Source organism: Methanococcoides sp. DA23 (assembly GCF_057593895.1).
This window is the reverse complement of sequence record NZ_CM172520.1, coordinates 297,094-316,721: the sequence shown is the minus strand read 5'-3', so window position 1 is coordinate 316,721 and position 19,628 is coordinate 297,094. Positions and strand designations below refer to the sequence as shown.

General features: G+C 44.0%; 25 protein-coding genes. 7 read left to right on the top strand and 18 right to left on the bottom strand.

Translation table 11 applies throughout. The features are described from left to right. Positions 1–26 precede the first annotated feature (26 nt). The 5 genes from AC20MK_RS01525 to AC20MK_RS01505 all read right to left on the bottom strand — a co-directional run bounded on the left by AC20MK_RS01525 (position 27) and on the right by AC20MK_RS01505 (position 4,983). Positions 27–440, bottom strand: a complete 414-nt coding sequence (locus AC20MK_RS01525) for a DUF126 domain-containing protein (protein WP_172368254.1) — start codon at positions 438–440, stop codon at positions 27–29. After that, positions 427–1,614: a phosphomevalonate dehydratase large subunit gene (locus AC20MK_RS01520; protein ID WP_487356258.1), complete on the bottom strand. Its 1,188-nt coding sequence runs from the start codon at positions 1,612–1,614 to the stop codon at positions 427–429. Before AC20MK_RS01520 ends, AC20MK_RS01525 begins: the two co-directional genes overlap by 14 nt. A gap of 18 nt (positions 1,615–1,632) precedes the next feature. Then, positions 1,633–2,898: an anhydromevalonate phosphate decarboxylase gene (locus AC20MK_RS01515; protein ID WP_487356257.1), complete on the bottom strand. Its 1,266-nt coding sequence runs from the start codon at positions 2,896–2,898 to the stop codon at positions 1,633–1,635. A gap of 315 nt (positions 2,899–3,213) precedes the next feature. Continuing rightward, positions 3,214–3,675: a DUF5806 family protein gene (locus tag AC20MK_RS01510; RefSeq protein ID WP_487356256.1), complete on the bottom strand. Its 462-nt coding sequence runs from the start codon at positions 3,673–3,675 to the stop codon at positions 3,214–3,216. 126 nt (positions 3,676–3,801) lie between these two features. Continuing rightward, positions 3,802–4,983 carry a nucleotidyl transferase family protein gene (locus AC20MK_RS01505; protein WP_487356255.1) on the bottom strand — a complete coding sequence of 394 codons (1,182 nt, stop codon included), beginning with the start codon at positions 4,981–4,983 and terminating at the stop codon, positions 3,802–3,804. Between the two features lie 245 nt (positions 4,984–5,228). Here AC20MK_RS01505 and AC20MK_RS01500 point away from each other — a divergent pair, with 245 nt between their 5' ends. After that, positions 5,229–5,546: a cupin domain-containing protein gene (locus tag AC20MK_RS01500; RefSeq protein WP_487356254.1), complete on the top strand. Its 318-nt coding sequence runs from the start codon at positions 5,229–5,231 to the stop codon at positions 5,544–5,546. A gap of 19 nt (positions 5,547–5,565) precedes the next feature. On the opposite strand, the gene AC20MK_RS01495 is transcribed toward AC20MK_RS01500, so the two are convergent. The 9 genes from AC20MK_RS01495 to AC20MK_RS01455 all read right to left on the bottom strand — a co-directional run bounded on the left by AC20MK_RS01495 (position 5,566) and on the right by AC20MK_RS01455 (position 12,438). Continuing rightward, the gene (locus tag AC20MK_RS01495; RefSeq protein ID WP_487356253.1) at positions 5,566–6,213 is read right to left on the bottom strand and encodes a metal-dependent transcriptional regulator; all 648 of its coding nucleotides are present in this window, start codon (positions 6,211–6,213) and stop codon (positions 5,566–5,568) included. Continuing rightward, on the bottom strand, positions 6,210–6,374 hold the full coding sequence (locus tag AC20MK_RS01490) for a hypothetical protein (RefSeq protein ID WP_172367511.1): 165 nt from the start codon (positions 6,372–6,374) through the stop codon (positions 6,210–6,212). The genes AC20MK_RS01495 and AC20MK_RS01490 overlap by 4 nt, the downstream gene beginning before the upstream one ends. After that, entirely contained in the window at positions 6,371–8,398 is a 2,028-nt protein-coding gene (gene feoB, locus AC20MK_RS01485; RefSeq protein ID WP_487356252.1) for a ferrous iron transport protein B, read from the bottom strand. The genes AC20MK_RS01490 and feoB overlap by 4 nt, the downstream gene beginning before the upstream one ends. A gap of 186 nt (positions 8,399–8,584) precedes the next feature. After that, positions 8,585–9,088, bottom strand: coding sequence for a metal-dependent transcriptional regulator (locus tag AC20MK_RS01480; RefSeq protein ID WP_487356251.1), 504 nt, complete (start codon positions 9,086–9,088; stop codon positions 8,585–8,587). A gap of 97 nt (positions 9,089–9,185) precedes the next feature. Next, positions 9,186–10,157 (bottom strand): formylmethanofuran dehydrogenase, encoded by a 972-nt coding sequence (locus AC20MK_RS01475; RefSeq protein ID WP_487356250.1) that lies wholly within the window; start codon positions 10,155–10,157, stop codon positions 9,186–9,188. Positions 10,158–10,166: 9 nt separating this feature from the next. Continuing rightward, the gene (locus tag AC20MK_RS01470) at positions 10,167–10,535 is read right to left on the bottom strand and encodes an ATP-binding protein (protein WP_487356249.1); all 369 of its coding nucleotides are present in this window, start codon (positions 10,533–10,535) and stop codon (positions 10,167–10,169) included. A gap of 14 nt (positions 10,536–10,549) precedes the next feature. Then, a complete protein-coding gene (locus AC20MK_RS01465; RefSeq protein WP_487357036.1) occupies positions 10,550–10,864 on the bottom strand; it encodes a CGGC domain-containing protein in 315 nt (104 codons plus the stop codon). 52 nt (positions 10,865–10,916) lie between these two features. Further along, positions 10,917–11,669, bottom strand: a complete 753-nt coding sequence (locus tag AC20MK_RS01460) for a DUF166 domain-containing protein (RefSeq protein ID WP_487356248.1) — start codon at positions 11,667–11,669, stop codon at positions 10,917–10,919. Between the two features lie 109 nt (positions 11,670–11,778). Further along, positions 11,779–12,438 carry an NAD(P)/FAD-dependent oxidoreductase gene (locus AC20MK_RS01455; protein ID WP_487356247.1) on the bottom strand — a complete coding sequence of 220 codons (660 nt, stop codon included), beginning with the start codon at positions 12,436–12,438 and terminating at the stop codon, positions 11,779–11,781. Positions 12,439–12,523: 85 nt separating this feature from the next. Here AC20MK_RS01455 and AC20MK_RS01450 point away from each other — a divergent pair, with 85 nt between their 5' ends. Continuing rightward, entirely contained in the window at positions 12,524–12,880 is a 357-nt protein-coding gene (locus AC20MK_RS01450) for a winged helix-turn-helix transcriptional regulator (RefSeq protein WP_487357035.1), read from the top strand. A 144-nt stretch (positions 12,881–13,024) separates the two neighbouring features. On the opposite strand, the gene AC20MK_RS01445 is transcribed toward AC20MK_RS01450, so the two are convergent. The 4 genes from AC20MK_RS01445 to AC20MK_RS01430 all read right to left on the bottom strand — a co-directional run bounded on the left by AC20MK_RS01445 (position 13,025) and on the right by AC20MK_RS01430 (position 16,282). Beyond that, entirely contained in the window at positions 13,025–13,750 is a 726-nt protein-coding gene (locus AC20MK_RS01445) for a hypothetical protein (RefSeq protein ID WP_487356246.1), read from the bottom strand. A gap of 152 nt (positions 13,751–13,902) precedes the next feature. Then, on the bottom strand, positions 13,903–14,328 hold the full coding sequence (locus tag AC20MK_RS01440; protein ID WP_487356245.1) for a peptidylprolyl isomerase: 426 nt from the start codon (positions 14,326–14,328) through the stop codon (positions 13,903–13,905). A gap of 92 nt (positions 14,329–14,420) precedes the next feature. Then, positions 14,421–15,869, bottom strand: coding sequence for a hypothetical protein (locus tag AC20MK_RS01435; RefSeq protein ID WP_487356244.1), 1,449 nt, complete (start codon positions 15,867–15,869; stop codon positions 14,421–14,423). After that, complete coding sequence (locus AC20MK_RS01430; protein ID WP_487356243.1) at positions 15,866–16,282, bottom strand: type IV pilin N-terminal domain-containing protein; 417 nt, start codon at positions 16,280–16,282, stop codon at positions 15,866–15,868. Before AC20MK_RS01430 ends, AC20MK_RS01435 begins: the two co-directional genes overlap by 4 nt. Positions 16,283–16,455: 173 nt before the next feature. Here AC20MK_RS01430 and AC20MK_RS01425 point away from each other — a divergent pair, with 173 nt between their 5' ends. Genes AC20MK_RS01425 through AC20MK_RS01405 form a run of 5 tightly spaced genes read left to right on the top strand, consistent with a single transcriptional unit; the run spans position 16,456 to position 19,528 of the window. Further along, positions 16,456–17,403, top strand: a complete 948-nt coding sequence (locus tag AC20MK_RS01425) for a DUF7287 family protein (RefSeq protein WP_487356242.1) — start codon at positions 16,456–16,458, stop codon at positions 17,401–17,403. Then, positions 17,400–17,915 carry a DUF7288 family protein gene (locus AC20MK_RS01420; protein WP_487356241.1) on the top strand — a complete coding sequence of 172 codons (516 nt, stop codon included), beginning with the start codon at positions 17,400–17,402 and terminating at the stop codon, positions 17,913–17,915. The genes AC20MK_RS01425 and AC20MK_RS01420 overlap by 4 nt, the downstream gene beginning before the upstream one ends. Continuing rightward, positions 17,903–18,361, top strand: coding sequence for a hypothetical protein (locus tag AC20MK_RS01415; protein ID WP_487356240.1), 459 nt, complete (start codon positions 17,903–17,905; stop codon positions 18,359–18,361). The genes AC20MK_RS01420 and AC20MK_RS01415 overlap by 13 nt, the downstream gene beginning before the upstream one ends. Next, on the top strand, positions 18,358–18,804 hold the full coding sequence (locus AC20MK_RS01410) for a DUF7266 family protein (RefSeq protein WP_487356239.1): 447 nt from the start codon (positions 18,358–18,360) through the stop codon (positions 18,802–18,804). The genes AC20MK_RS01415 and AC20MK_RS01410 overlap by 4 nt, the downstream gene beginning before the upstream one ends. Further along, entirely contained in the window at positions 18,785–19,528 is a 744-nt protein-coding gene (locus AC20MK_RS01405) for a DUF7289 family protein (RefSeq protein WP_487356238.1), read from the top strand. The genes AC20MK_RS01410 and AC20MK_RS01405 overlap by 20 nt, the downstream gene beginning before the upstream one ends. The last annotated feature ends 100 nt before the right edge of the window (positions 19,529–19,628 follow it).

Below are 19,628 nucleotides of genomic sequence, written 5' to 3'. Positions count from 1 at the left end.
ACCTTTATTGTTCCCCACGTCTGAATTTATCTGTCCATCAATTCAACGAAACCGCCGGTACTATCGACCTTCACACGATCACCGTTCTTAAAAATGGTGAAAGGGTCCTTATCGAGCCTGTCCACGAGAGGGATATCGGAGATGATAGCTCCCACTGCCACTATCGGTTCAGAGTCGATGTTTATCATTGCAGCAGGGGATACGTTGTTCTTTTTCAACTGGTAGATCACATAAGAACCCACGGTAGAACCTTTTCCATGCGGGAAAACAAGTATCCTGTCCTTGATACATTCTCCGTAGATAGCATGACCGGGGTCAACAACTACTCCTGTTTTCGGGTCAACGTTACCTAAGAAGGAGAGGGCATCCTCTGACAGAAGTACCTCACCTTCCGCAACTCCCCTTGCAATGGTCCTGCATTCGATCTTAATTGTCACCACCTGCCTTTTTGATACATGTTTCCAGACTTCCGATCTTTGCAGGGACCTTGCACATTCCCGGAACGTATGCAAGTGCTTTGCCTGAATTGACCATCATGCAATTGTGACCTTCCGTTGCAGGGGAGACGACCATACAGGTATCACACAGAACCTTTGAGCCACTCTCTTCTATCCTTTTCACAACATCGGGATATCTTTGGGCAACCTCTCTTGAAGTACATACCCAGAGTTCCTTTTCTATCTTTTTGCCTTCCAGCAGATCGGCGATCCTGTTCAATTCCTCAGGAGAACAGTGTGGGCAGCCGATCGCTACGATGTCGCATTCCAGGTCATCCTCATTGCCAATGATGGTACCATAGACCTCATCGAGCTGATCCCTCTGAATGGTGATGGTCTCATCGGGCCTATCAAAACGGACCTGCTTTGCCTCAGGTGTGACACCCTCCACATGATACAATGCAACTGCTCCGGAGGCCGCCATTGCAGCACCCAACCCTTTAAGTTCATCTGAGGTGGGTGTGGAGGCCAGATGGAACATAGGTACACGATTACCGATCTCCTTGCCTGCAATATAACCAAGGGCACCATAATCAGAACCAGAGAGCTCATGGTCCACGACCACGGAGACCGTAGGAACACGGTTCTCATCAAGATGGTAACCGTAGTTCGCGGTCTTCCCGACCAGTGCAGCAGATAATGCGGACGGACCGCCTTCACGATTGGTGCGTGCACCTATCACCGAATTCGCATAGGAGACGGCCGAAGACTCGCTCCATGCAAGATGGTCGCCACAGGTCGCCGAGAAACCTTCGAGATAGTAGGGAGTACAGGTGCACTTTGAACGTATCCCGAGCTTTTCATAAGCAGCTATGATCTCCAGCTGTTTTTCCGCAAATTCCGGCTCGATGCCCATCTCTTCCCACCGGACCATGTCCATGCCTGCGGGATTCAATATTGAAGGGACCTTTACCGTCCCTTCGAGATCGGATATCCATTCAAGGCCGGCATCCCCTATCGTCTTGTAGGACACGCCTGCTATCTGGGCGCTCTTGACAGGGATCAGACCATCGGCACCATAGATATCTCCAAGTGCAACAAGGATCTCCATGGCCTTGCGCAGGGTCTCACCCTGTTCGCCGTCAAGTATATTCTCTTCTTCTGCTGTCAGATACATTATAATTTCCTATAGTTATCATTCGGGCATCTTTGCGCGCTCGAATATCTCTTTTTCTGCAAGGACCTTTGTGGCATCTATGCCCATCTTGGTGGTGGTCCCATCGGGAGAGCCTCTCGGATCGAGAGAACTTCCACGCACGTTCGGGATTATCATGACATCGAGGTCAGCTTTCACCCTTGTTGCAATGGCAAATTCCACATCCATCATATTGAAGATATCGATATCCTCGTCCACTATAACGACATGCTTAAGGCTGGTATGGGCTGCAAATGCCGCCATGATGGCGTTCTTGGCATCGCCTTCGGTCTGTTTCTCGATCTGGACGACCGCATGGAGATAACAGCAGCCGCCTTCCGTCAACACTACGTTCTTTACGGTCGTGACCTCTGCCACTGCATTGTATATCTTTGGCTCGTAAGGCACGCCCATCATGAGAAGATGCTCTGCACCTGCTGGAAGAATGCCGTGATAGATAGGGTCCTTCCTGTGCATTATCTTTGTAATTGTGATCACCGGTTCCTTGCGTACAAGGTCATAGGTGCCTGTGATATCAACGAAAGGTCCTTCATCCACCCTTTCGGTGGGGTCTACATAACCTTCGAGGATTATCTCAGCATGTGGCACCTTCACACCGTTCTCACATTCGAACAGTTCCACAGGAGCACCCCTAAGAGCTGCTGCATACTCGAATTCCTTTCCTGCCGGAACACGGGTGGTGGAAGCGAAGGTTATCGCCGGGTCAGCACCCAGCACGATGGCTACCGGTAAAGGCTCGTTGTTCTCAGCTGCCTTTTTGTGGAGTACATAGGAGTGGCGTGGAGGAACGAGGCGTGCTGCCAGCTTGTTCTTACCCACGACCATAAGTCTGTGGATGGAGGCGTTCATCATCCCGCCATATTCGGAAACGACGACTCCAGCTGTGATATAAGGACCACCGTCCTTCTCAAAGTGTGTCATCAGAGGAAGCTTTGAAAGGTCCACATCATTCTCAATGACCTCCATGGTAGCAGAGGTATCTACTATCTTTACTTCCCCATCCGGCCTTATATCTGAAAGCCTCTGTATAATACCGTCCTTTGGGACACCGAACATATCGGCAAGCTCATCCCTTGAACCCAACAGGTTCATGATGGCCTTTTGTCCGTCAATATCGTGGAACAGTATGGGAGCATTGCTCTTCTTTGCAAGTCTTGGTGCTTCGAATACTTTCGAAACCGGCTCTGTGACCTCAACTAACCTGCCACTGGTTCGTAAATGGTCGATAAAATCTCTGAAGCTCATTGTATCGATGTATAAGAAAATGTCTCATGATAAATACATTGTCGTACTTTTCACTTTTCTTGTCCGGCAGATGTTATGGAACACAAAAAAGAAAATGTTGGCAAGGAAGGAAGAAAATGTTGTCAAAGGAAGGAGGTTGACCCAATTAAACATCACAATTTTTGGGAAATCAAGATGTAAAGGAGTTGTAATGGGTTTTTTGTGCGACAACATCTTCGAAGCAATTGTTAGAATTGCCTTATCCCATAAATAGTATCGTTTTTAGATAATGCATGTTATCTTAAATGATAACTGTTTGCAATGTACTTATACCACTCAATAGTCCAGAGACTCATTGATCCTGTGAAGAGTATCTGCCACAAGCATTTGCACATCTGTCATATGGTCATCGGAGATCTCGCCGCTCTCGGTCTCTATGAGAAGCTTCAGGTCGGATACGATCTTGTGTATTATCTGTATCATCTCCTCCTGTCCGATGAGCCCGGCATAGTAGGCATAAAAGAAAGTTGTACCGCTTCTCTCGATCTTGTGCTTGAAAGCAGCATGTGCATTGGACACTTCCTGCCTCGTATATGGCTCATCGACAAAAGGAACAAGCTCAGGCAGGTTCTCCCCTATCCAGGTCATCTCGGAACGGTTCGAGAGATTCTTGAAATCAGCACACAAACGTGCAATTACCCATTCACGTGCAGTAAGATGAGTGGTCTTCTTCAGAAAACGTGTGACATCAGAGTAACTTTTGTTCTCCAATTTAGTGAATTTCTCATATTTGTTCAAAATATTCCCTCGAAATACCTATGTTCAGAAATGTATTGCAACCAGATAAATACTTTCCTGCACAGATATATTGTATCTCACATATAAGAACAAAATATCAAACTTGATCCATTCACTTCCTACAAATCATTCATCCTTAAACAGTTCTTTTCGAATAGAGGTTGAAGAAGTGCCATTATCAAGGTAATCAGCAAGAGGAACTACCTCACAAAGCTCTAATATCTCAGGCTCAAGTTCGAGTTCAACCCCTTTTCTCTGGAATACAAGGAAATGAGTTTTCCTTTTCCTGAAATTTTCCAGCATTTCCCTCATATCTTCAGCATTGCGATAGTATCGGGTTTTGAACAAACGGTTCGCAGTATCTGCCCCGATAATGAAAGTGGCATTCTCGAAAAGGTTGACTTTCTGAACGAATAGGGGAGCCACAGTCAGGAGAATACCACCAAAAAAGGCCTCATCCCTGTACTTACTGAGAGAATCCAGCCTCTCCTGAAGCGATATGAGGTCTATGGGCGGCTTGTCCACGTTTGTGAGAGATATCTCAAAGTGAACCTTCTTCCCCAATTTATCAAAAGACTGCTCAGCCATTTGAATATGATTCTTATGGCAGGGATCGAAAGAACCTGAGAATATAACTTCCGGCTTTTCAGTAACATCTTCACTGCCCAGGTCGAATTGAACAACATCGGACACAAGGTTCAGGCTGTTCATTATATTATTAGGAAGGGTAAGCATCTGAGCCACTTCTTCAGAAGCGGTTGCTTCCCTTTCCTCAACGACCTCATCCTCATGTAAGAGATCTTCAAGAAGCATATTCCCGGCCCAACCGCACTCTTTTGCAATGGAATCGACTATGGCACAGGTTGCAAGGAACTCTTCTTCTTCCCTTGACCGCTCTTTTTTGAGTATGAGTGTCCTCACGAAGGTCTTATCGAAGGACTGTATAGCAACGAAGATCTTATGTTCGCGCCCTTCACGCTCAACATCACCCACAGAAAGTTTACATGAAGCAGCCACACCCATCAAAACTTTGTCTTTCACCAAGTCGCCATTGGCTGTAAGAGATAAAGCACGGCGGTATGCAGCCATGGCCATGGACCTTACAGTTACAGCTGAAGCATATTTCACGGGTTTTTTACCTATCAGTTCATCGAGGGCTTTAGAGCTATATGGTACGAGAGCTTCAAGAACCGTAGCAGAACCGCCCCCATACCTCAACAATTGGTCAATGGCCCCGGCACCGCCTCCTGTTACTGCAAGAACGAGCTGACAGGGGTGCTCGTGTATATGCATGATAATATCACGCAAACTGTCCACCTCCTTTGAACAGGGGTCGTTCATATCCTATTTTCATAGGACAGAGGTCTGTATGGAACATAAGATAAAGTTATTGATGATCGGGGAGAAGGTCTGATCATCCACCATATACATGAATCGGTGGGTATCGCCACTGGGCTTTAAATTCAAGCCTTGAATCATGCAGGCCTTGGTAACTGACAATGTAAGGGTACCTTAAGGTGTCCTTTTTATTGATCGAATCCATGAGGAGTACCATGGAAAAAAATAATATATATAACCAAATACCAGTCGATCTAACCCATGAAGTGTTCGAGCCTTTGGTAGATCAAAGTGGGGTATTGATCGAGCGTATCGTTTCAAAGAAACATGTGACCCCAGAGGGACAGTGGTACGATCAAGATCGCAGTGAATGGGTCATGGTGTTGCAGGGGGAGGCGAAGTTGATGTTTGAAGATTCGGAGGTAGTGCACCTCGGTCCTGGCGATCATATTAACATTCCTGCCCACTGCAAACACAGGGTCATCTGGACCAGTGACACGACAGAGACCCTCTGGTTGGCGGTACATTATTGAGCTAAATTAGTTATCATTCTCATTCGATCCTTACGAATATGCTCTCCGCGATCTCCTTATCGACTGCATACCTCGTATGGTTCAGGTCGAAAACATACGAAGGATATGACTGGACAAGGTTCACAGGAATACCCGGCAGTACGCCCATTGCCAGCATCTTCTGCATCTTTTCCTCTTCCTTCATATTGAAATATGCGATCTTGCCCCTCTGCCCTTTCTTCAGCAATGAAAGGGGGGTAACGACCTGCTCCAGCTCATCCCTGGCTTTCTTGCAACAATCCCCTTCAGGTATGGGTTTGCCATGAGGACAGGTACTCGGATGCCCTAAAAGGGTGCATACATTATCATCAATGCCCCTATGGAGTATGTGTTCAAACTCACATGCAGAACTATGCACGTACTTGTCCTTTGTGTTCAGCACATCCACCAGAAGTCTCTCGGCAAGACGATGTCTCCTGACAACCAATCTGCCATTTTCGGCACCTTCTTTCGTAAGGCTTGTATTTGCATCGGAAATGATGATATTGCCGATCTCAAGCAGTTCCTGTATCTGTGGAGATGATTCGTTCAGCCCGAGGGACCCCAGACTCACATGAACCATATTATTTTCATTTGTGCAGATCCACATCCTTTCCAGGACTTCCTCTGCATCTTCACTTATTTTCATTTGAACAGCCCCCTTACGAATTTTTCCAGTTTGGTCTCCGGTGGTATCTCATACCCGCATTTCGGGCAGCGTTGCAGATTACATGAACTGAACCTGCCACAGCTTGTACATTTCGACCTGTCGGGCTCATCGAACTCAAAGCTACAGAGGGGGCACTTCATAGAACCACCCCGAATGTAGTTAGAACATAGTTCACGACAAAGCCTACTGCAAACGCACTTGGGAAGATGAATGCAGCCATTCCGAGAGCTATCTTGATACCTCTTTCTTTCACAGTGACCATGAACTGTGCTATACATGGCATGAACAATGTCAATGTGATGGCAGCAACAACGATGTTAATATCACTCAGCAGCCCTGCGTTATACATATCGAACAGTCCGGCAGCACCGAAATCTCTCCTGAAGAAGCCGAACAGGAACATTACCCCTGCTTCTGCAGGAAGGCCGATCCACTGTGACGGATAACTGAAGAGTTGGACCGCCAGCTCGAACATACCGGTAAGCCTTCCTATCCATATGAGCACACTTGCCACAACGAACAGAGGCAATACCTCAAGGAAATACCATTGCATCCTCGAATATGTCTTTATGAGCACATTTGACAGCTTTGGAAGTCTCAGGGGTGGCATCTCCATGAAGAAACTGGGACTTGCACCTGGCAGGACCTTTGATGAAAGATATCCCACCACCAGCAGCTCCAGACAGATCACAACCGCCCATATGAACAGTGCCTTACCACTGAACGACAGTATACCCAGGATAACACCAAGCTGTGCGGAACAGGGTATTGCCAGGGACAACAACATGCTCGTGATGATCCTTTCCCGTTTTGTCTCGAGAGTACGGGTAACCATGGTAGCCATGGTGGAACAGCCGAAACCCAGTACCATTGGAATTACAGCCCTGCCACTCATGCCCATCTTCTTGAAAGCACGGTCTATGAGCATTGCAAGACGTGGAAGATATCCCGTATCCTCGATGATGGAGAACACAATGAAGAATGCACCAACAAGCGGCATGATAAGTGCTATTGAATAAGTCACAGCCTGTGTGAATATCCCATATTCGCCTACGAAAAGGTCCTGTATGACCGGATATGGCACAGCAGCATTGAAACTCTCGATGATCCAGGGATTTATCATTTTCCCGAACAGGGTACTTTCAAGATAATCCACAACCGTTCCTGCCGCAAAACCGCCTACGAATTTGTACAACCCGAAATAAAGCACCAGAAGCAGTATTGGAATTCCGGTTACAGGGTGAATGAGAAGGCCATCGATGCGTTCCCTTAGTGATGATCGGGAACTCTTTTCAACATCTTCTGTAAGTGTATCATCCCTTTTTCCTGTTGTCATGACATTCTCAACAATATCATTTACGAATGCCTGTCTTTCTATGGTCAGGACATAATTAAGAGGTTTATTGTACTCTTTTTCAGTTCCATCTATTATCTTCTTGATAGCATCGACATCTTCGCCTTTCTGAGAGACGGCATCAAATGCCACCCTGTCGTTCTGAAGCAGCAATTGAGCAAGCATCTTTTTCGATATGCCGTATTCAGCCTCTATCAGTGAGGATATACTTTCGATCGCATAGTCAAGTCCCCTGCTATACACTACCTTGCTATCGACATGCTGGAAATTGTAGTTAGATATCACTTCTTCGAGCCTTTCCAGCCCTTCCCCTTTTATTGAGGTCGTGCAGATGACCGGAACACCCAGTTCCTGCTCAAGCCGGGAAGCATTGATCTCAATGTCTCGCTCGGTCGCTTCATCCATCATGTTCAATACAAGTATAAGGGGAACTTCCGCTTCGATAAGCTGAAGCGTAAGGGGGAGCATACGCTGGATGTTCTTCGCATCCACCACATGCACATAGACAAAAGGATCGTTGTCGAACAGATAGCTCTGTGATACACGCTCCTCCTCAGTGATAGGTAGTAATGAGTACATCCCCGGCGTATCTATTATCTCGTATTCCTTCCCTCCGATCCGTCCATTTCCCTTACTTATCGACACAGTGGTTCCCGGATAATTGGAAACTATCGCATAACTGTCCGAAAAGTGATTGAAGATGACACTCTTACCCACATTCGGATTCCCCACAAGGATTATCCGTTCAAGGTCGCTTCGGGTCTCATCTTCCTGACCGCAGCAGCGTTTCTTTTTTAGTATAGATAACATTTGTACACGAGCCTCCAAAATTTAGGCTATCCTAATATATTGGTGACTAGTTAACCATAGTATATAAATTTTGGCATACCTAACATATTAAGCATGGTTTAAATTTGAGAAACCGAATAGAAATGGAACCAATTAAGCCCAAGAACAAAAAAGGATATGCACTGCCATCTTAACAGGCAGGATGGCTCAAGATCGATCCTTGCACCCTTTTTTGATATCTTTGCCAAAGGAGGAGGACATGTTGTTTTTCTTCCTACAATTGGCAATCTCGCCTTTTTCACAGAATTCCTTAAAATTGAGGAAGAACTTTGGCATTTCCTCCCTGCAGTTCACAAACTCGCTGAACTTTGTGAGCTTTTCAAGGGTCTCAGGGGTTATGACATGCTCCATCTTGCAGGCATCATCGTCTGCGGTAACTTCATCCACACCAAGGAGGACGAGGAACTCATGCAATACACTGAACTTTTCCTTCGTGCTTCTCGCAAGCTTTCTTCCTTCAGCGGTGAGAGTGACACCGCCATACTTCTCGTAATTGATGAATCCTTCCCTTGTCAGTTTTTTGAACATTCCCGTGACACTGGACGGACTTACATCAAGGAATCGTGCGATATCTTTTACCTGAGAATAGCCCTTTTTCTCAATAATGGTATCAATAGCCTTAAGGTAGTCTTCAGTTCTCTCCGTAGTCAAGCATATCCAACCTTTTTAGGTACATCAAATATAATGAAGATACAATGTTTGTTATTTAAATAGATTATGTAAGAAAAAATAGAGGACGAAATGAATATCAGTCCAATTTACGCATGACTATGGAACCATCCCTCATTGTTACCTTGACATATTGTTCTTTCTCTTCACCGGCCTCATATTTGTTATACAGCATGGACTCCACCCTCCCTGCACCGGTCAACTTTCGAACAATGGAGATGTCCTGACCCCCCACCCGCACTTTTTCGGCAGGAGGAGCAGGTGTCACTTTCTTCTTTGAATAGATCGCACCACCGAGCATACCGGCTCCGACATACCCCTTAGCATCATTGAAAATGAGAGTTCCGGCTTTCATATAAGCACCGGAGAATTCCCCCACAGTACCTTCTATCACAACAGAACCACCATTCAGATGAGCACCAGTGTTGAGACCGGCATTCCCCTGCACACTGACAGTACCCCTTTCCATGAGAAGCCCTGTTCCGTTGTAAACATCGCCTTTTACAATAATTTCTGCATCGCAATCACATCTCGAGGCAAGTGTTCCCCGCAAAATACCATCATCGAGGATAAGTTTCCCATTTACCGCATCGAACTCGTTCCTGCAAAGTTTGTTGCCGCCACTGCCACACAGAAGTTCAGTGATGGAAATGAACTTACGGTATACCTCAACATCGGACACTACCTCGATGATGTTCCCAAAGGGCTGCTCAATATCGCCTGTAATGTAAAGCGAGCCTGCGGACATCCCCATCCCTGCTTCCGGCCCCACATCCCCTTCAACGAAGATGTTACCGGCAGCTTCGGTCTTGCCGCTACCTCCGAAATGGGCAAGGTCAGCTCCAAGAGAGTAGGCTAAACGATTTCCAACACTCCCTTTGATGTGGACATCATTTCCTTTCTTAAGCTCGTCCACAAGTTGCTGATAGGTATATTCCGTACCATTCTGACCAGGTATGACCGCCGAGGGTTCCAGCTCATTCTCATACCAGTAGAAATTGAACGTATAATCGCATACGTTATCCGGTACAGACGTCAGTTCAAGTTCCATTTACAGCTCTCACCCATGGATAAGTTGAGGCAGACAGCGTGTGCAGACCCAAATACTTTCCATCTTGTGCCTCATAGGCAGGAGGTACCTTTCATTTTCTCCGGCACCGCAACTGAAACAAGAGATGGATATATCCGTTTTCTTTGGCTGAGCCTCTGCCTTTTCAACATTGAACTCCACTGTCTGCCTTTCCTCTATTGTGATAGCACCCTCAGGACAGACACCTATACAGAATCCCATACCATCACAAAGATCTTCAGAAACGACCTTTGCCTTTCCGTCAATTATCTGTATAGCGCCTTCGGCACAGGGTGAAACACATTGTCCGCAGCCAGTACATTTATCTTCATCTATCTTAACGATCATTCTTTTAACCATTCTCTATATCTCCTTTAGTGATGTGTTCCTTCAACAATTTCGATACCTGCATCAGTGATGGTCTTCTTGATAGAATCAATGTGCGGGCATTCTGGATAGTTCTTCATGATCATGCATGAGCTAAGGTGGATAACGTCGATATCGTGTTTTTTCAGGGAACGCACCAGTCGGAAGACCCTTCTTCCTGAACAGCCACCGCATGTGAAGAATGCGATCATCTCAGTATTATCATCGTAGTCTGCAAACTTTACTTTCCTGGCATTGAACGCCTTTAAGCACCCAACTCCGGGACATGCTTCAGAAACAGTATCGCATCGTAGTACTGCTATCTTTTTGGGTATTTCTTCAGTAATGATATCACCTTATTTTCAAGTGCATTCTTCACTCCTTTTTGAAACCCGAAGCTTCTTCCACACTTCCCCTTATGATGTACCCGGCTTCATGCAATATCGTATCTTTCAGTTGGGTATCCTTGTCCATACTGGCAGTACATGGGTACGCATGATGTGCGCTGGAAACGATCTCTTTATAATCGTCTATGTCTGTCCACCTTAGTTTTTTTGCAACATACCATGTGGAACCACAGGGTGCATCCCTGAGCACCTGCACATGAGAGAATATCCTCCGATCAGGATCGATCTCGATCTTCAGCAGGGGTCTCCCAAATCCCATATCAACGAATTCATCGATAAGGGGCTTGCCTGTTTTTGTCAGTGAACAGAAAGGTTTGGGGAACTCACAGTCTATTCCAGCGGATTCCAGCTTTTCTTTGACCTGCTGCACGAGTCCTGCAGGTGCAAGTTTTGGCACTTCCACAGGTGCTATAACTGCCTTTGCCTTAGCATTGGCTGCTATTTCAGGAAGCACCGAAAAGATGTCGGGATGCAGGTCCATGGCTATGAGGAGATCACATTCACCCACATTTTTCGGGATGTGATCGGAAGGATCATCTATGAACTCAGGAAGATCATCAGGGAACTCATAGATATCAACAATACTATCAGCATGGGATCTTTTCATTTCACGGCAATGGTCACACAGATCCCCGCACGAGGTACAGAAAGTGCTTGAGTTGACGATATTGCCTATGACCTTTTTTCCGAACTCACCATTATAATAGAAACTTATCCTCATTATTAACCCCCTTAAGCCATCAGGAATTGGGTTGCTCTAAAAACGATATGAAATGGAAGAAGAAAAAAGGGCTTTTGGAAGCCCTCAATTTATGAAAGGTCCTAACAACTTAAAGCCCGACTTCCTTCTTGAAGGTGTCAAGTCCGATCTCTTCAATGACCTTTCCAATACGCTGTTTCTTTGCATGTGACTTATAGAATGAAATGATGGTGTCAACGAGTGAAAGAACCTCGTCCTCATCAAGTTCTTCAGCGATAGTATCTGCAAGGCGTGGTCTAAGACCTGCACTTCCTCCGACCATTACAGTGAATCCCTTAGGAGTACCCATTATCCCAATATCTTTAACGGCATTCTCTGCACATGAGTTCATGCAACCGGACACACCGATCTTGAGCTTTGATGGAAGCTCCATCCCATGGTATTTCTCATCGAGTTTGATCCCAAGCCCGACAGAGTCCTGCTGTCCCCTCTTACAGAATGTGGTTCCCGGACAGATCTTAACACTTCTTACACAAAGCCCTATTGCTGCTCCTGGTTTAATCCCAAGGTCATTCCAGGCATTGTCCAGGTCATCTTCCTTGAGTCCAACGATGGCAAGTCTCTGTGCTGATGTGACCTTAATTGCAGCAGCTCCGTATTTTTCAGAAACATCTGCGATCTTCCTGAGAAGATCAGGCGTTGCAATACCACCAGTAATATGTGGTGCAATAGCGAATGTTTCCTTGTCTCTCTGAACAATAGCTCCCTTTTCAAGTATATCTTTTGACATTTTTTGATCACTCCAATGATATCTTTTTGTTATCAAGTATATTTGAGATACTTCTATATATAATGGCAGTTTCTTGATGGATACTATGAAGGACTGTACCATCTACAAAACGATCGATATCATTGGCAAGAGGTGGACTTTGTGCATACTTCTTGAGCTGTACAAAGGGAATAACAGTGAAAAACGATTCAACGAACTTAAGAAAAGAGTTGCAGGCATTACCCCGAAGACCCTTTCCACAAGGCTGAAGGAACTTGAGGAAGACGGCCTTGTTAAAAGGACTCTTGATGAGAACACTGACCCCATGGTATACACTTACTCCCTATCAGAAAGTGGAGCAGAGTTCATGGAGATCATCCAGTCCATCAAAAAATGGGGTCTTGAATGGAAATTCGAGAATAAAGCATGCGGGCTTTCAAAATGCAAGAACTGTAAGTTATGAACGTATCTATATCAAAGGGCTCCGCAACCACAACCTCGGCTCAGAAGAACGGACATACGTGCTTTGAACTCAGCAAGGTCCCTGCATTTAATTATCTTCATTTTTTGCCCTCCAGGGATAGTTGAATTAAAAAAAGGGCAGGGATCACATCCTGCCAATAATATCAAATATGGGTATCAAGGGCCTGATGACATCCTCGCATTCAGCGTTTTCCACGCACAGTTTCCTAAGACCGTTACATTTATTGATCAATTTACGGACATCATTTGTAGCGACATCATTTATCTGATCTGCCATATCGAGGATGTCCTTGAAGTCCCCATCTCTTTCGGACAGGTTCGCTTTGAACGTATTAATTTCATCTTCAAGTACCGGTTGAACGGCAGCTCTGAAAACCCTCAGGCAATTATCTGTGAAACCACATTCTACTTCCCTATTCATATCACATTCATCATCTATGATCTCCATAGCTGACACTTTTGCGAACAGGTGTGAAAGAATGGTCCTCTGTTCTGTCAGATACTTTATGAATGTGAACTTCAGCTTATGGCTGTTTGACGTCTTTGGTTTTAACTCAAGGGTGACATAAGGAAGAGCTGAGCGGTATGCAGCAGTGAATTCATCCACTTTCTGAGGATAAAATCTCTGTAACAGGTCAAGAACTTCTTCAGACCATTTCTGATATTCCACAGAAAAGATTTCTTGTGACTCTTTAGCTTCGCCCACAGGTGGGAGTATTCTGTATTTCCCTTCCGCCTCATTCTCGTTCTTTTCAAATTCGAGGAATGGATACATTTTAGCAGGAAGATCTTCGATCTCATTGAGCACAATACTTGCTAGCCTTACACGATTGAACGTCTTTCGATCCATGTTACACCTTATATTTAGCTACGTAGTAATATAAAAAAAGGAACAATACCAGGGCAAATTTTCAATAAAGGATATGAATACCCAAGAACTTGAAAATATCCTTGTATTGCCCCACTTTATTCTTCAAGAAGAAAGAATGGATACTATCTGTATCACTCTTCTTCTACTGTTAATTTGGTCATGATGTCGTTCTGCTTGATAGCATTGACAACATCCATACCTTCGATGACCTTTCCAAAGACAGTGTGTACACCATCAAGGTGTGGCTGAGGAGAGTGAGTGATGAAGAACTGACTTCCGCCAGTGTTCTTTCCAGCATGCGCCATTGAAAGAGCGCCCTTTGTATGCCTCTTTGGATTTATCTCACATTTGATAGAGTAGCCTGGTCCACCGGTACCATTACCTTTTGGACATCCTGCCTGGATCATGAAGTTAGAGATCACCCTGTGGAAAGTAAGGCCGTTGTAAAAGCCCTGCTTAATAAGCTTCTCAAAGTTAGCAACTGTTTTAGGTGCATCCTTTTCAAAAAGTTCGAGTACTATGGTTCCTTTATTTGTCTCAATTATTGCTTTTTTCATTATTGGTCTCCCTTCGGAATTATGGCAATCCATAATTTAAGGGTTTCCGTGTTACTTATTGAAAAAATAAAAACGGACCATGTTGCTCAATTTCATGGCTTGTCTGTAATTTTCAGGTCATGTGTCTTGATTTTCATATGGATAGTAGAATTCGTGTCGATGATATTCATTTTGACAAACTGTGGTGTTGAATTTAGGGAAACGTTCATTGTTACAGTAATTGCACCATTTCCGGTTTCATTCAATGTTACGATCTCGCTTTTCATCTTCTCAAAGAATGAGATCCAGATATCTTTTGTTTCAGGATACAGGTTTTTGACAATTGTCACAGCCTCCGTATCCCCCTCCACAATAGTCTCCGTGTCGGCAGTTATGTACATCTTTTCGAGATCGTTTCCAACTTTCTGGCAATCCCCTTCAAGCACAACCCCCCAAATTTCCAATTCAAGACTTCCGTTCGTTCCTGACACGGAAATTGGCGGTTGGATCTTAAAAACCGCACCATCGTCCTGTTTGAGGATAACAGCACCATTCTCATAGATGTAGCTTTGATCCACCATAAAATTGTAGTCCGAATGTATCTTGAAAGTACCTCCACCAATACGGGAATCATCAAAAATATATGAATTATCTGTTTCCGAGTATGTGAGATTTGTAACACCACCGCTTGTAACATATTCGAATGCCTCCGATGAGTCTGCAACGTGATTGTAGTTCACATAATCAAAGATGTATGCCCCACCGATGCTCATGTAATGCTGAACAAGATCAAACAAAGGTGCAGAATCTCCCTTATTGTATGTAGTCCCATTTATTGTCACTGAATCATCACTCTTCAATTCAAGAGATGTAGCATTTGTAAGAAGATCGAGATAAACGTAGTCATCATCATGAACGTACAGCTTCGGATCTGGAGTGGGGGCGATTTGATAAACCCTTATGCCCTTGTTTTCCCATACCTCAGCAGGAGATCCATACCGAATATTAATTGCAAGGTCTTTCTGAGAAGATTCCCCTGCATAGAAATGGATCCATCTGTCATGGGTCGTTGTCCTGAGCTGGACATCAAAAGGGTCATCCAGTCCTGCATTACTGGTCGTCGACGTTTCTTTTTGCAAGAACTCGAATTTAAATGATGTGATAGGATTTGACGTATCCGCCATATCATTCACAACCATCCCAAATTGATACGGATCATCCGCTCCCGCAATATTCGAAACATGTGTAGAAATTATAAGATCCCCTTCAGTTTCGTTCAGTTCCAAATAGCCAATTGATCGGGAATTAGCAATAAGAGGCACATCTTCGGTTCCAAGATCAATGATCAGTGATCTTGGGAGAGAATCGGTCAATTCGCTCTGGAGTTTTAGATTCCTGAAGTTGTCTGACATCTGTTTACTATGTTCAGCTTCTGCATCGCCTTCATAGATAGGGACCCAAGTAGAAGTTACTACCGATAAAAAAGTGACCATTATTGCCAGCAGAAGTACAGCACCAACAACAACAGATACCGCATTATCATCCTTTAAAAATAGCTTCATATTAACAACTCCTGTGATGGGAGATGAACTATTTTCAAGCCAGTATTGTTCGTGTCAAGGATGATCAGCGTCCCGATATTCCATTCATTTGTTTCATTGATAGGTGAAGATGAATTGATAGAAACTTCCTGATCCCCCCCTATGAACTTCATGTCCTTTACTTTAATGGGTTCTCCCCCCATATGGTAAATATCAATGGTCGAACCGTTTAGGCGGACCGCAATATCTGTGTGCGGGACATCTGGTGGCGGACTCAAGCTGAAAATAGCAGAAGCTAGTATTGCGCTCATGATCACTGTTATTGCCACCATCATGATAGTTCCAACAACATCTGAAACAGCACGTAGATCGCTACAAATTGAGTTCTTTGAATAGTGGCTATCGGTCTTTTCCCACTTTATTTGCCTGAGCATGATACAACCTAAGGATTTTCAAAACACACTAATTTAAAATTAATATATTTTATTTTATAAATAGGTATACATATTTGTAAAATGGTATATTTGGCATATTTTTTTCGAAATATATCGGCAAGTACTTACATAGTGTATTTTATATAATGATGTGTAAATATATGGTGATAAGAATGGATGATCGCGGTCAAATTGCTCTTGATTTCCTCATTGGAATGGCTCTATTTTTAATTGCATTTACTTTTACGATGCAGTTTGTACCGGGTTTGTTCGTATCTGATTCTACCGATGAGACTGGCATTGCTTTTACTGCATATCGCACTGCTACGGTCCTCAGTGAAGATCCAGGCTGGTGGGAGAACAGCACCATAAGAGGCACGGATTGGGAAGATCATGTGTCCAACGCAACAAGAATAGGGCTTGCAGTAGATACTATTCCGGAAACCCGACTAACGGATACAATAAATCTTCTGAGCATGGATAAATCATTGCAGTTCATGCAAATGGATGAAGACACCGTGGTAACGAAATTAGGTCTTTATGATAATATCAATGGACTACATATCAGATACGGCTACAACATCTCCCTCAATCAGAACGGAAACCCTATTTTACTGAACGATACTTTGTTTGTCAGGGGAGAGATAAATACGGATTCTGTGGATGTATTCAAAATAGAGCGTCTTGCATTAGTGGAAACGGGTACATTTGTCGAGTATGATGCCCATTCAATTTATTCCAATGGAACTTCGGACACTACAAGAATATCTATAAGCGAGTCACAAAAAGGCAAGATGGTAATTGACATAAACAACTTTACGACAACTTCGCCAAATTCGAGCTTCGTAAATATATCCATGGACGGAACGCTATTGAACGGATCAACTGATTATGTTGTTTATCTTAAAAATAGTAGCAATGGGTTTGGACCCTATTCACCCCCCATTATGAGCGATAATACGCTTCGTCTGGAAATTTATCCAATGACTTTTGAAAATTCGAGCCTTGTAGACATCGAGTTCGATAATGTTACCTTTGTATCAGGATCAGCAGTGGAATACACAGACAGCAAAGAACCGTTCTATGAACTGGCACAAATGATGGTGAAGGTCTGGAAATGAACGATAAAGCACAACTATACACTCTTGAAGGTCTTATTGCAGCAGTCCTGGTCACTATAACATTACTGGCTGTTGCACAAAGTTCAGTGGTGATCACTCCTCAAACGGATAATTTCCTTGAAGTGCAGATGAAGCAGAAAATAAATGATGCACTTGTGATACTCGATGTAACCCCTGATAATACAATTGAGAATAACCTGACGGAATGCGTTGCCAGCTGGAACACGAGCACAGAAGCATCTTACGGAAAAGATCAACTTGGGACACTTGATAACCAGTTAGCAATAATGTTACCGAACCTCATGTATAATGTTGAATTTGCTTATGTGGAAAATAACAGTGTAGTAGTGAAAAAAACTGTATTCAATGGCGCCCCCACAGAGAATTCGATCACTGCGAACCGACTTGTGACGTTGAGCAATTCAACTGTGAACTCTTATGGCGGAACATGGGTGGTAGCCGACGATGAACTCAAAGTAGTGGAAGTGAGGTTAACTGCATGGCACGTATAATTAAAAATGAACAGGGGCAGTGGATCATGCTCTCAGGTCTTGTGATGGCTATCGCCCTGGTCTTCCTTGTAACCCTCATGAACAATGCGGCAGTTACTGGTTACCATTCATCCAGTAATGTATTGGAATTTCCAAAGGATGATATAAGGGATCTTGTATCCCAGTCAAGAGAGGCTACATCTCAGGCAGTTCATATTGCACATCAGATGAACCAGTCATCCAGTCAGACCATTCCAGAGATCACCACTTCTATTATTGAAGATTTTAGCCGCCAGACAAGTTTGCTGTATGCATCACACGGCCAAACGGTTGCTATAAGTGTATCGAACATCACAACGAACAATTCAACATCAGCTTTTGGAGATATGGTCTGGTTGAACATCAGCTACAATGATGGTAATACATTCTATTCTTCAGAACCAGAGATAGTGGAGATCAGAGTATGAGATTATTTTTCAAAAATGAAAAAGGAGTATCTTCTACAACCGGTTATCTGTTGTATTCGACTATATTCATAATGTTCTTCGCAGCCATCTATTTGAGTGTGAACGGTGTTTTGCTGGAAAGACAAAGTGATATTGTAGTCGAAGAGGGATTCAGTGACATAGGGAATATGCTGAGCACCACCCTCACCGATATGTACCTTATCGCACCGGAAAATGGCAGGATCGATACAAAGTACATGATACCAACGACCATTGGAAATGAATATTATACAATAAATGCGGACGTGGCCACCACGGACCAGATAATAGAAGTGGAATCCCAATCGTCTCAAAGGAAAGTAGATGTAACGATCAGCGGGATCGCGAGTACTGTCCCGATCAACGGAACTGCCATGAGTGGTGAAATGGAGCATAGGATCAGTTATGACTCAAGAAGACAATGATAGAGGAGATAAAGCCGTATCTGAAACAGTAGGATTCATTCTTCTGTTCGGCGTAGTTGTAATAGGAATGAGCTTCATTTATGTAGCGGGCTATCCCATATTAGAATCGAACATGGACTCAAGCATCTTCCAAGGAGCCGAACAAAGTTTCATTGTCATTCAAAGTGACATGAAAATGGTCTCTTTTGACCAGACCCCTGTTAAGAACATGAAACTCAAGCTTCATTCAGCAGGAATGTGGATCGATGGTACACCCACCATGGAAATATCTTACAATGGGACGAGTACAAATTATCCCATAGGAAAGATCGAATACGTGAAGGGGGAACGGTCTTTAGCTTATGAGAACGGTGCTGTAATGGCCCAATATGATACCGGGTCGAAGATCATGCTTTCTGACCCCCGGATCTACTCAACGGTTATTGGAGGCGATGACATAACCACCATTGGTCTCGTGCAGGTCAATGGTAATGGCGGTTCATCGGGAAATTCTGTAATTACTTTGAAGATGGAACACAATGACACAGTTCTGACAAGAACAGATGTGCCTGTTGATGTAACTCTGGAAATGAACAGTGATTATGCATATGTATGGAGAGATCACTTTGAAGACATAGGGTTTACAACAGATCCCGTAAATACTAATACCACCCATCTTGAAGCATACAAGAACGATACATTCCTGATAATAGGCCACAATATAGTCGACACCATAATCACTTGAATATGAGTGTCACCGGAATAAATAACAGAAGTGATGTGGTAATTTAAAGCCACATCCTCATCCTTTTTTAGAATTGCCATCGATCATTGAACGATATTCC